9 protein-coding genes are annotated in these 12,493 nt (G+C 47.1%); 5 read left to right on the forward strand and 4 right to left on the reverse strand.

The window, feature by feature from the left end; genetic code table 11:
- Positions 1–328 precede the first annotated feature (328 nt).
- Entirely contained in the window at positions 329–2,488 is a 2,160-nt protein-coding gene (locus Q3W13_RS25135) for a caspase family protein (RefSeq protein ID WP_302868770.1), read from the reverse strand.
- Between the two features lie 249 nt (positions 2,489–2,737).
- Here Q3W13_RS25135 and Q3W13_RS25140 point away from each other — a divergent pair, with 249 nt between their 5' ends.
- Positions 2,738–2,977 carry a hypothetical protein gene (locus Q3W13_RS25140; protein WP_302868772.1) on the forward strand — a complete coding sequence of 80 codons (240 nt, stop codon included), beginning with the start codon at positions 2,738–2,740 and terminating at the stop codon, positions 2,975–2,977.
- 326 nt (positions 2,978–3,303) lie between these two features.
- Here the strand turns inward: Q3W13_RS25140 and Q3W13_RS25145 are convergent, their stop codons facing one another.
- Positions 3,304–4,452: a GAF domain-containing protein gene (locus Q3W13_RS25145; RefSeq protein WP_302868773.1), complete on the reverse strand. Its 1,149-nt coding sequence runs from the start codon at positions 4,450–4,452 to the stop codon at positions 3,304–3,306.
- Between the two features lie 141 nt (positions 4,453–4,593).
- Here Q3W13_RS25145 and Q3W13_RS25150 point away from each other — a divergent pair, with 141 nt between their 5' ends.
- From Q3W13_RS25150 to Q3W13_RS25165, 4 genes are read left to right on the forward strand one after another with little or no spacing between them, the layout of a single operon-like run.
- The gene (locus Q3W13_RS25150) at positions 4,594–4,962 is read left to right on the forward strand and encodes a response regulator transcription factor (protein ID WP_302868774.1); all 369 of its coding nucleotides are present in this window, start codon (positions 4,594–4,596) and stop codon (positions 4,960–4,962) included.
- 32 nt (positions 4,963–4,994) lie between these two features.
- Positions 4,995–6,071, forward strand: a complete 1,077-nt coding sequence (locus tag Q3W13_RS25155; protein ID WP_302868775.1) for a HEAT repeat domain-containing protein — start codon at positions 4,995–4,997, stop codon at positions 6,069–6,071.
- Complete coding sequence (locus Q3W13_RS25160) at positions 6,068–7,498, forward strand: glycosyltransferase family 2 protein (RefSeq protein WP_302868779.1); 1,431 nt, start codon at positions 6,068–6,070, stop codon at positions 7,496–7,498. The genes Q3W13_RS25155 and Q3W13_RS25160 overlap by 4 nt, the downstream gene beginning before the upstream one ends.
- Positions 7,499–7,505: 7 nt before the next feature.
- A complete protein-coding gene (locus Q3W13_RS25165; RefSeq protein WP_302868781.1) occupies positions 7,506–9,527 on the forward strand; it encodes an LTA synthase family protein in 2,022 nt (673 codons plus the stop codon).
- Positions 9,528–9,533: 6 nt separating this feature from the next.
- On the opposite strand, the gene Q3W13_RS25170 is transcribed toward Q3W13_RS25165, so the two are convergent.
- Positions 9,534–10,700, reverse strand: coding sequence for a hypothetical protein (locus tag Q3W13_RS25170; RefSeq protein WP_302868783.1), 1,167 nt, complete (start codon positions 10,698–10,700; stop codon positions 9,534–9,536).
- Positions 10,701–10,711: 11 nt separating this feature from the next.
- The gene (locus Q3W13_RS25175; protein WP_302868785.1) at positions 10,712–11,980 is read right to left on the reverse strand and encodes a YaiO family outer membrane beta-barrel protein; all 1,269 of its coding nucleotides are present in this window, start codon (positions 11,978–11,980) and stop codon (positions 10,712–10,714) included.
- Between the last annotated feature and the right edge of the window lie 513 nt (positions 11,981–12,493).

Genomic DNA, 12,493 nt, shown 5'->3' on the forward strand with positions numbered 1-12,493 from the left:
GAGTTCTTCATCCTTTGACTGTTTAAAGTTAAGACTTTTCGTCCTTTACACAGTCCGGTTTTTAGGAGGGGTTACAACAAAAGTATACGGGACGGTAGGCCACATTATACCGTGCATTTTTTCTGAGCAAATGTTTTACTCTTTCTGTACATCATCTTTACCCTCATACATGCCATCAATCTGTGCCCCGCTGGCTCCCGCTGCTAGTGCGCCCCGGTAGTAGTTGAAAGATCAAAGGAGTTCCCCACCGTCTGAACAACCTATGAGGAGGTTATCCTGCGCCGCATGTGGCGTCCGGCGTTATTACGGAATTGCAGCGTGGCGTCAGCTATTGTCTTTTTGTAAAAATAAAGTCGCCGCCAATATGGCCTGCCAGCTCCAGGGTGCCATAACGCGGTTCAGTCTTTGTTTCAGTCATCACCGGTTCAATGATCTGGTTAATGAACAGCTTTTGGGCGGTCAGGTATTTTTCCTTGTTCTCCGAAAGTGCCTTCACCAGGTATTTCATAAAGACGCTCTGGTCGGGTACTTCTGTATCATTACCCGAGGTAATGGCGACACGGCTAATTTTCTCGTCCATGTCGCGTAATGTCGGCGCCGCATCGTTTCCAAGTCCGCGGCTTTTAAACACCGAACCTGAAAAGCAGGCATCCGTGATAAGCAGCGTGTGTCGGGCCGGGATCGTAGCGATCATATCCAGCACCAGTTTGTTCGGTAACCAGGTGTTCAGGTCGTTGCGAAGCGCGTCTGTCAGCAGCCAATAGCCTTTCTTTTCTTTGTCTGCCCAGATCCCGTGGCCGGCATAAAATATGATGAGATTATCTTCAGGCTGAATGGCATCGTTAAGTTCGGCAAATTGCTTTTTAAGGTCGGCGACAGTAGGGTTAAACAGCGTGGTAATATGGTCGTCGGCGAAGTTATAGCCGCTTCTGAGAACGAGTTTGAGTTTGATGGCGTCTGCGATAGGATTTTCGAGCGAGGGAATGTTGCTGTCATTATAGTTTTGAGCAGCGATAATCAGCGCGTAGTTCTTACTCTCCGTTTTGACCACGGGCAATATATCAGTTGCCTGAGCTAAGGCCTTCTTTTCCACCTCAATTACTGCATCTGAACTGTTTCCGGCAGCATCGGTAGCGCTTACCGTAATTTTACTGTTTCCTTCGGCCAGCTTAATACTTCCCCAAAAAGTACCGTTAGGTTGCACATACATGGACTCGCCGTTCGCCTTCACCTCCTTGATACCCGAGGGATCGTTAGCGATACCCCGAATGGTCAGGTCATTGCCGGCAGCAACCACCTTGAGGCCGCGTGCTGAAGCCGGTTCTGTAATGGTAATTTGCGGACCTTGTTTGTCGGCCTGCCTTTCTTTGACCAACAGGCTTTCTAAGTTGGCCAGGCCACTGACAGCCGGTTCATAGCCTTCGCTATATAACAGTGCCTTTTCAAAATCGGCGCGGGCATTTTCATATTGTTTCAGTCCAGTATAGGCCTGAGCACGCAACGTATAATAAAAGAAACGGCCCGGTTGCAAAATGTCTCTGCCATTGGACCGATAGGCCGGTTTCATAGCGTCGGCAGCATACCCAATCGCTTTATCAAACTCTTTCTGATTTAGGGCGTTGACGGCCCTGACCCGGCTTACGTAACTATCCCCGACAAAAATATTTTTCTTGGCTTTTAACACATATTCCTCTGACCGTGCCGGATCGTTTTTCAATGCGTATATCCAAGCCATTATCACACGTGAATTTATACGGCCGAGCGTACCACCGGATTTTTCCAGATCTTCGGCCAACGTTAAGGCCTTGTCATAGTTCTTACCCAGGACAAGATCATAAATCTCGCCCGTGGCAAAAACGTCCTTGTCTCCGGTCTTTTCAAAAACAGGCTGGAGCTTTTTTATGAACTGCACATCTTCATATAAAAAGGCTATATACTGCGCATTTTGAAGGACGGGTGCAATAGAACCAGGCATGCCTGTCCAAAAGCCCCAATGCAGCTTCTTATAGTTCTTTTCGTCAATACCAATAGCGATCATCTTTTCTATATCAGCGCGGGCAACACCAAAGTCGCCATAGGTCATATTGGCATCCGCCCGATACAGCAGCACCTGCATTTTAATTTCTTCAGAAGGTACCAGCCTGTGCGAAAGCCCTTTAAAACCATATACCTGCGTCATTTTGCCGAGACGATCTAACACTGTTTGGGCAGCTTGGTTAGCCCCTCGCAGGTCGCCTCTTTCAAAACGTAATTGCGGAAGCAGGTCCCTTCTGTCCATCAACGTACCATCCTGATCACCGGGATAGATTTCATTAGCTTCTATATACGATTTTTCGGCAAGCGCCTGATTTTTTTTGTAATTTTTATAAGCCACACTGCGTATCGCAGCAGCCTTCTCAAAGTTCGCTTTTGCGGCCGCTTCTTCCTGCGCAAGCGTCGGTACTATAGTGGCACACCATACGATGAACCATACACAAAAATGTTTCATATCAATTATTTATCAGACTCATGAATTCTGCTTGTCGCTGATTTAACCACCAGGGGTAAGATGGTTCCACCCGCTCTGAGACCTTAAGACAATTCGTTATAAAATTGCTGTTCTTAGGATCGGTGGATGGGTTATGCAAGATCAACTGAGACAAGTCTACTAAAAAATAATTTTAAATGCATCTGACTAAGAACTTTTCCAAATTGAACCCAGGTTTTTCTGATATTTTTCGGCTCTTACCTGTTGTTATTGAACCCGCCGGCTAGGGAATGGCTGCATGCTGGCGGGCCGTATGGATTCACGCCGGTGTTTAACCATGTGTTTGCACGCAGCAGGGCGGTAAACTATTTCGTTGCGTCATCGCTTCCAAACAGGTTCGGTAACAGTGATCCTTATTCTATCGGTTTAAATCTACAGCTTGGCTTTACGTTCAATTACTTGGTTAAAGATGGCTTTTCAACCCTATATGCAAACCGGGAGGATAATTAATTTACTATGCTCCATATACTGCCTGTTCCCAGCCAGTAACCGCGATAGGTTGTGGTGTTGTTCCGGTACGAATAGGTAACCGGTTATGCGGAAATGCGTCCGGGTATCCGTGCGAAGGCATGCTACATTATTAAACGGAGAGTGTTGTCATAATAAGTGAATCCCGGCGTAATTATAACTTATAAGTTTTATCGCCGGCTACCTGAAATTGGATCCAGGCCGTTTTTTATCAACTGCCCTTTTTTGTTAGACCTGAGGCGCCAAATATGCGGGTAAGCCCCCGTTGAAAAGTAACTTTAGCGGAACCCGGTAAATCATATTGCTTTTTATAATGGTTGCCGGATATTAACAGTGAGGGATGTGATTGAAGGGGACGTATGTCTGGTATCCATACGGCCGCCGAGTTCCGTCACCAAGCTTTCAATAAGCTTCAGCGGATTGTTCTGTGTTTTATTTAGTACTTGTTTTCCATCGGGATAACAAACTTCCAACACAAGCAGGTGGCTGTCAGCCTGAACTTTAAGCGCCAGGGCAACATCTATGGCATTTGGCGCGGAAGTTTGCCCTATCGCATAAGCTACGAGGTTGCCCGCCACCAGCAGCACCTTGTTTTTGGGGAAAGAGACCCTTTCCGTACGGGCGGACGTGCTTATATGGAAAGCGATATTACTTTCGCGGCATATTGGCCCATAAAGCCGCTCTAGTGCCGCTTTCAGCCAAACCAGGTCGCCATCACCTTCAAGATCCGGTCTTCCTTCCTCATTATCAAGTACTTTCTTCGTTAGTGAGAGGATGGCATCGCTGCTGCCCTTCATCAACCGGACATATTCAATTACCTCTTCCAACCTTATTTCCCCTGCAGTATCCAGTATTACGTCTAAAATACCGGCAATTCCTGAAAGGGGGTCGTTAATATCAGCCGCAAGGGCCCGATGTTCTGTTTGCAGTGCAGTTAAACTATTGGATAGTTCATGCATTTCACGAAGATATTCCAGCCGGTTAACAATCTCGCCGGCAATTAACTTTAACTGTTCTATTTCTTCGGCAGACAACTCCTTTTTTTCAGTATTAAGAATACACAGGGCGCCTATGTTCAGGCCGTTGGCATCGCGCAGCGGAACCCCAAAGTAATACCTGAACCCATCGGGCCGGGTAACATAAAATTTATCTTTAAAGCGGTCATCGGCAGAAAGGTCTTTTACCTCAAAATGATCATTTCCCTCCATGATGGTATACTGGCATACCGAATCTTTCCTGGGCATAGAATGCAGGGGCATGCCATGTTTGGCGATGCTCCACTGGGTATACGAATCGATTAAATTGATCAGCGAAACCGGTGCGCCGGTTATCCGGGCAGCCAATCCAGTAAGGTCCCTGAAGTAACTTTCAATGGCCGAGTAATCGAGATCAAGGCCATAGAGCGCCATTAACCTGTCCGTTTCATTAGCCGGAACCGTTGCATTGTTGTTTAACATCTGCTTTATATTAAGTTACTAAACTATCGAATAAAATTAAGCCCGGCAATAATTTGTTTATTGAAATAGGCGCGGTGCAAAGAATGTTTATATTTGATTTTAACTAAACCTTACGCAATGTTGTTCGTATAAAAGATTGTTATGAGAATTTTGATAGCCGAGGACGATGATCTGATGCGGAAAACCCTTGAGTTCCGCCTTAAACGGGACGGGCATGAGGTTATTGTTACGCAGGATGGCCGTGAAGCTTTAGCAAAGATTGCAGACCATTTACCCGATCTTGTAATTACCGATATCATGATGCCTTATTCGTCGGGCCTTGAAGTTATTAGCGCCGTACGTCAGAAATACACCCAAAAGATCCCGATCATTATACTTTCGGGAATGGGGCAGGAAGAAGTTGTGCTGGAAGCATTTACCCTTGGCGCCGATGACTACATTACCAAGCCGTTCAGTCCTAACGAGTTGTCGGTTCGTGTCAGAAGATTTGCATTTATGGGGGCCGCGTAAGTGTATCCCCGCGCTATTTATCAATATCATCAATGAATATCAGGCCACATTATTTTAACCTGGCAATTCTTTTTTTTACAGGTCTTATCCTGGCGCTTATCGTTTTTATACTTATTACCATGTACATCCGTAACAGGCGTGGCGGCAAACTAAAAAAATGGAAGCTGATGGCCAACCTGCTGATACGTAAAGCGATATTTTTTGAAGACGATGGGGACAATAACAAAACAATACAGTTAACCCAACGTACCCATCAACTGCTTAATGCCGATCCTCACTTCAGGGAACTGTTAACCGGCGAACTGCTCAACGCCAGAAAAAACATCAGCGGTACGTCAGCCGGTAATCTTAAGCAATTGTACCTGCAGCTCAGCCTGCAAAACTTTGCTGTTGAACGGCTCAAAAGCCTGAAATGGTATATAAAAGCACAAGCCATACAGGAACTGGCGGTGATGGGTATAAAAGAACAAATTACCCATATATACCGTTTTACCAACCATGCCAAAGAACTGGTGCGTATGGAAGCACAGATGGCCGTGGTGAAGTTGTATGGTTTTGAAGGCCTGCGGTTTTTAGATGTGGTCAGCTACCCCATTACCGAGTGGCAGCAAATACGCCTGCTGCATGAACTATCGCATACGCCAGCCGAAAACTTTAGCGGGATCGAAAAATGGTTAAAGTCTGAAAACAAAACGGTCATTGTTTTTGCCTTAAAGCTGGCCCGGGATTACCACCGGTTTGAACTGTATCACGCCATCACCGCGTGTCTGCCGGATCACGATCCGGATGTCCGGCTGCAAGCGATTATTACACTGGGTGAGCTTTATCGCGACGATACGGCCGCCTTACTCATCAGCAGGTTATTAAAAGAAGATATTAAGCATCAGCTGGCTATTGTAAAAGTGCTGAAAAATATAGCTGCTGAACAGGACATGCCGGTACTCCTCGATCTATTGAATACCGGTAATCCCCAATTACAGCTAGGGGTAGCAAAGTCGCTGGCCGGCCTGGGGCCGGAAGGCATGAAAGCCTTACAGCACCACCCGCTGGCGGATAAACATCCGCTTGACCAAATCATTAACCAGATTAAAAGCGAGGTGGCCGTATGAGCTGGCAGACTATCATCACCGATATTTTTACCTATTGCATATTAGGCTATTCGGTACTGTTGCTCATGTGCTATGTATTTATAGGCATTTATTCCATCGGCGAAACCAATAATTACCTGCATAAGAACAGCTTTACCGATTACCGGATACTGGCCGGCTCGACCCAGGCCCCCAGCATCAGTATTCTGGCGCCGGCGTACAACGAGGGTGCCAATATAATCGAAAACGTCCGCTCCCTGCTATCCATCCATTATAATAATATGGAAGTGATCATTATCAACGATGGCAGCAGGGACGACTCTTTAGACAAGCTGATCGCAGCCTATGACCTGTATAAAGCCGATTTTTTTGTCAACCAGCAAATAGCCACCAAAAATGTGCGCGGGGTGTACAAAAGCCGCAATAATGTTTACCGTAAATTATGGGTAGTTGATAAAGACAACGGCGGCAAGGCTGATGCCCTGAATGTTGGCGTAAACATTGCCCGTAATGATTATATCGTATGTATTGATGTGGATTGCATACTGGAGCAGGATGCGTTGCTTAAGTTGGCCAAGCCATTCCTGGAAAACCCCGGCCAGCGCGTGATAGCTACGGGCGGGGTGATCCGTATTGCCAATGGCTGCGAAATTGAAGGCGGCCGGCTTACCCGTATCAACCTGCCCAAAGAATTCCTGCCGCGCGTGCAAACGCTGGAGTACATCCGCGCGTTTTTACTTGGCCGCATGGCCTGGAGCCGCCTGAACGGCTTGCTGCTGATCTCGGGCGCTTTCGGGGCTTTTGACAAGGAAATAGTGATCAAATGCGGCGGCTACGACCACCGCACGGTAGGCGAGGACATGGAACTGGTCGTGCGCATGCGCCGTTATATGGAAGAACGCAATGAGCCTTATAAAGTGGCGTTCATCCCTGATCCTTTATGCTGGACGGAAGCCCCCGCCACATTTAAGATCTTAGGCCGCCAGCGCAACCGCTGGACGCGTGGTACGATCGAAACGCTAAAATTTCACCGGGTTATGTTCTTTAACCCCGATTACGGCCTGCTGGGCATGGTGAGTTATCCTTATTGGTTCTTTTTTGAGTTCCTGGCGCCTATTGTAGAATTTACGGGCTTTGTCAGTTTCCTGGTATTCAGTTTGTTCGGATGGATCAACTGGAGCTTCTTTTTGACGTTACTGGCCTTTATATTTAGCTTCGGTTTCCTTTACTCAGTTTTTGCCATTTTGATGGAGGTATTAACATACAACCAGTACAAACGGCAAAAAGATATCGTGAACCTGGTGATAACAGCATTTTTAGAGCCCCTTATATTTCACCCTTTTGTGGTATGGGCGGCTATCAAAGGCAATATAGACCTGTTACGGAAAAAGAACTCCTGGGGCGAAATGACGCGCCAGGGCCTTTCGCAAAAAAAATCAAGTAACTGATATCCCTATGGCGGCAAACAAACAACTTACCGGGAAGTTTAAAGCGGCAAGCCAGTCATTTATAGCCATTTCCTTGCTATGGCTTTTAATGCTGTTTGTACTTAGTTTTTGTGAGATAGGTTATACCGGGGCCGTGCACCAGTTGCCCGGCGCGCCGCTTAAAGTGATACTTTGGGCCTTGCTTGGCGATATCGCTTTCCTGTTGACTTTACTTTTTAAGGCATTTGTTATTTACCTGATTATTTATTTCTTATATGCCACAGCGGCTAAAACTTTGTATAAAGTAGTTATAACCCTATCGCTGATCATCCATTTAGCGCTTATTAAATATTTTGTAACTACGCTGGTACCTTTGGGCGCCGATATTTATGGTTATTCCTGGGCCGATATTAAACAAACTGTGGGCGCATCGGGCGGAGCAGGCGTTGGGGCAATCCTAATGTTCCTGGCTTTTTTGGTGCTTATCGTTTTTGCCTTTAAGCTTTTGCCTGTCAAGCTGCGGATCAACTTTAACGTGGCGGCGGTGATATTGACATTATCGTTCCTGCTGCTGTTTGCTGATACTACTTCGTTAATAAAACCGGTTAATTTGCGGTCAGAATTTGCCAATAACCTGGCTGCCAACAAATCCGGTTTTTTTTATGCGGCTTCGCTGAGTCATTTTTATCCTCCGGACGATGATGTGGACATTTATGCCGATAGTTATATCGGCGATTACGAAGGTGTGAAAAGCCAGCCTGCCGCCTTCGATTATACCGACCCGGCTAATTACCCATTTTTACATGCCGATCGTACCGGGGATGTGTTGTCGCCCTTTTTTAAACCGGCGGCTCAGCCGCCCAATGTGGTGATTATGCTGGTAGAGGGTTTGGGCCGCGCTTTCACCAATGACGGGGCTTACCTGGGTAATTTCACCCCTTTTATCGATTCGCTTGCGGGGAAAAGCCTTTACTGGCGAAACTTTTTAAGCGAAGGCGGGCGCACTTTCGCGGTGCTGCCCTCGTTGTTAGGATCGTTACCTTTTACTAAGAATGGCTTTTCGGAAATGGGCGCCCAAATGCCCGGTCACCTGTCGTTACCGCGCTTATTAAAAGATAATGGTTACCATACCAGCTTTTACTACGGCGGCGATTCGCACTTTGACAACATGGATATGTTTATGCGGATGAACAACGTGGATGAAGTGAACGACCAGCGGTCGTTCCCCGCAGGATATGTAAAACTGCCGGCAATCAATGGCTTTACCTGGGGGTATAGCGATAAAGAACTGTTCAGGCATTATTTTGCCACCCGCTTACCTGCGCAGCACGGCCCGCAATTAAGCGTCATACTCACCGTATCTACCCACGATCCTTTCCTGTTAAACGAAGAGGGTGCGTACGTGCAGCGTTTTGAACAAAGGATGACGCAGCTGGGTTTTGACGAGGCCAAAAAGAAGCAGTACCGCAATTACAAAAACCAGTATGCCAGCATTCTGTATCTTGACGATGCCTTGAGGAGCTTTTTTAATACCTACAGCAAACGTGCGGATTATGCCAATACCATCTTTTTGATTACCGGCGACCACCGTATGCCCGAGCTGCCTATGAGCGATAAGATAGACCGGTTCCATGTGCCGCTCATCATTTATTCGCCTATGCTAAAACGTACGGCGCAAATGTCGTCCGTATCTACCCATTTTGATATCAGCCCCAGCCTCATCGAATTTTTAAAGCATAATTACAAAATAAAAAGTCCGCAGCTGGTGGCCTGGATGGGGCAGGGGCTTGATACGGCCGCGGGCTTCCGTAATATCCACAGCTACCCGCTGATGCAAACCAAAACCGATTTGCTGGATTTTATACAGGGCGAATACCATCTTAACGGCAATACGCTGTTTAAGCTAGCTGCCGATATGAGCGAAGAACCTGTGCAGGATGAGGCCAAACTTAACCAATTGAAAGATGCGTTCGATCAGTTCAAGCGGCGCAACAACCGGGTGATCAATGGCGCGCGGCTGATCCCCGATTCGACCAAAACACGATATTGAACGGTGCTAAAGGCGGTTTTTCCGCTGCACTTCTTCATCTAAAATATGGTTCATCAGGGGTTGATAGAACGTCCAGAAGAAACTGCCGCGTTCGGCAGGGTCGCCGGTGTTATAAAAAAGGAATTTAAAAAAACCGATGCCTTTGAAATATGATGTGGTAAAATTGATGGGGTTATCACAAAAATCGCCCGAGAAATAATAAAACCGGTAATCATCGCCCCGGTGCATCAGTACGGCGGGAAAAGTAGCCGGGATGCCATATTTAGCCAGTTCAGCGCGCCCGTTTTTGTTGGCAGCAATATCAAATCGCGATATCACATGGTTAACCGCCAGGTCAGGAGCCAGCACGTCAAACCAAAAAGGATATTTAATACGGGGCGGAAGGCCAAGCTGCTTTTGTCCGTAAGCCAGGCTCATGATATGCGGCATCGGGTCGGTAAGGTGGGTGCTGTCCTCTAAAATTGCCACGCGGCCGCCATCATTTACAAAAGCAACGCCCGGGCGGTGAAAAGGCCATTTACCGCCATGCTCCCGTTTGTAGCCGGCCGTAAGCCAATGCGGCAGTTCTTTATTAAGGAGGGTATCGAAACTATCAAAATACCGGGCTGTCCAGCCTGTCCAGTGCATGCCAAACAACTGTTCAAACCGTGACCTGACACCTGCCGGAGTCGGCGATGCGATGCTGTTAAACTCGGCCACGACCAGCTTGTGTTTAGCTTTCATATTGGCCAGCAGCTTAACATCGTTATCACTCATGCCCCCATACAGCATGCCTGAGCGTTCGGTATTTGCTTTGCCGCTGAACCATTCGTTTTTATAAATACCGTAGGTATCTGTCACATAAACCAGGTCGGCATCGGCGCTTAGTTGCTGTAATTGCGCGGTTGAAAAACGTTCCAAACCCTTCAGCCTGAATTTTTCATCACGCAGGGGGAAGAAGCCAAAATAGTCGCTGGCTGCGTTATAGCTTTTCCGGCGGGTTTTAGTGAGCCGCTTATGGTTTAATATCCAGGTGAATGACAGGTGTTCCTGTCCTTGTTGTGTTAATACCGTTTTATCTACAATGGCAGCTACCAGCTTGGTTTTAGGGGAAAAAAGCCAGGCCAGCCACATCCATAGCGGTAATAACAGGATCAGGGCAAGTGCCATTAACAGCCATCGTTTTTTTTTCATGTACCTAGGGTTTAGAAACGCCGGATGTAACCAATGCCTGCATCAAACTGGTTGCCGCGCGTATGTTGCCGGTATTCCTGGTTGACCAGGCTCAGGTTGATGAAAATCAAATTGAATGTTTTAAATGCGTGCCGGTAACCCGCCGATACATTGTCTGAACGCAATTTATAAGGGTTGCCGTTATTAAGCAATACGTTATTCCGCGGGTCGTCCGGCGAAATACCTGTACCCAGACCCAAACTCAGGTAATCATCGGCCCCGCCGTAATAATAACGCATATTAAGGCCGAATGATTGTGAGATGGCGCTGTTGGAGGGGGTAAGGAAGGTGCGGAAATTGAACCAGTAACGCTTATAATATTTACCTATAGAAGCGGTGTAGATCCAGGTAGGGTCGCCAAAAGTTAGGTACCTGAAACCGGCTTCGGCTTCAAAAGCGGCGGGCAAATTGGCATACAGCGAAAATCCGGCCCGGTATTTTGGGAACACCCCCACATTGCCCGAATAGCCGCCGCTTACATAAGCATAGAACGTTTGCGAGATATGCGGGTAGGCCTCCAGTTCAGCCTGGGTGCCATTGGTGCTAAAGCGATTGGCGTAATTTAAGCGTGCCGTAACCGGTCCGATACCGGTTTGGCGGGTGTAATCAACGCTGGCCAGGTGCCAGGCTGCATCAAATTGTTTATCAAAATAAATATAGTCGTAACTAATGCCTATTTTGTTTTTGGAGGTATAATCCCTGATACGCGATGCTAAGGCCCTTGCTTCGGTATTGCCTTTATCTGTGGCCCGTAGTGAATCCAGTGCCGTCTCTGCCTCGTTGTAGCGCTTCATACCGGCCAGTACTTTGGCCTTTAAAAGCAGCAGGTCTTTCGATGCCGGGTGATAGTGCAGGCCGTGCTGTAACAGATCTAAAGCGTTAGCCGGATTGTCATTCCAGTATGCTAAGCTGGCAGCAGCCAGTGTGGCATCTTCGTTATCAGGTTTTTTTTGCAGCACCCGGTTAAATTCCGCACGTGCGCTGTCCGGTTGTTTGGACCAGGTATACAGCCTGCCCAAAAAAATGCGGATATCGGCATAATCGGGGCTTTGATGCAAGGCTTGTTTACTTAAGGCGATCGCCTTCAGATAATCTTTCTGATCGAAGGCCGCAGTGCGGGCCTGCTTAAAAAGCTCGTCAGTTGATGTTGTCTCCTGTGCATGGACAACTTTGAACGAAAGAACGATCAGCAGGAACAGCAGCGGCCGGAATTTCATATCCGTTATATTATCAGACATCATGATTTCGTTTTACGAAGCAAACAAATATAGGTTACAATGTGCTTGACTGTACTTGTGCATTTCCGGCCATTTCAAAGCTGTTGCAAAAGACCGCGCTTTTAACACCGGACCTGTTTGATGCCCTGGCTGCTATAGTGGCAGCGGGAAATTATCCTGGGATGTGTTCAACAAAAGCGTTTAAACCGTCAAGGGCGGCGAATGATGTCTAGGTTCCGGAAATTCCTGGAAGGCGTAGGGCAGATTCTTTGTCATGAGCTGCTGGTATTTTTCAATTTAGGCTGTAATCATTTTCTGATACCTGATAATTGCAGTCGCGCGGCCGACGTTCAAGCGCAGCTCCGCGGGTTCCCACTTAAAGACAAGGCAGCCGTGCGGGTAATGCGCAAAAAGTAATGCACCAGGTATTTTCCACGCTAAAAAACGGCCAAAAACAAAAGAAGAGGCCGTCTCATAACTAGTTTATGAGGCGGTTTTTATATTAATGGTTTTTTATTTTAGGTGTTTGAATTTTGC

Origin of the sequence: Mucilaginibacter sp. L3T2-6, from assembly GCF_030519355.1 — a bacterium.
Lineage (GTDB): Bacteria > Bacteroidota > Bacteroidia > Sphingobacteriales > Sphingobacteriaceae > Mucilaginibacter.

Bases quoted from the DNA above. Each gene is read 5' to 3' on its own strand.
- Q3W13_RS25160 (WP_302868779.1), top strand. From the start codon at position 6,068: ATGAGCTGGCAGACTATCATCACCGATATTTTTACCTATTGCATATTA.
- Q3W13_RS25135 (WP_302868770.1), bottom strand. From the start codon at position 2,488: ATGAAACATTTTTGTGTATGGTTCATCGTATGGTGTGCCACTATAGTA.
- Q3W13_RS25155 (WP_302868775.1), top strand. From the start codon at position 4,995: ATGAATATCAGGCCACATTATTTTAACCTGGCAATTCTTTTTTTTACA.
- Q3W13_RS25150 (WP_302868774.1), top strand. From the start codon at position 4,594: ATGAGAATTTTGATAGCCGAGGACGATGATCTGATGCGGAAAACCCTT.
- Q3W13_RS25145 (WP_302868773.1), bottom strand. From the start codon at position 4,452: ATGTTAAACAACAATGCAACGGTTCCGGCTAATGAAACGGACAGGTTA.
- Q3W13_RS25165 (WP_302868781.1), top strand. From the start codon at position 7,506: ATGGCGGCAAACAAACAACTTACCGGGAAGTTTAAAGCGGCAAGCCAG.
- Q3W13_RS25175 (WP_302868785.1), bottom strand. From the start codon at position 11,980: ATGATGTCTGATAATATAACGGATATGAAATTCCGGCCGCTGCTGTTC.
- Q3W13_RS25170 (WP_302868783.1), bottom strand. From the start codon at position 10,700: ATGAAAAAAAAACGATGGCTGTTAATGGCACTTGCCCTGATCCTGTTA.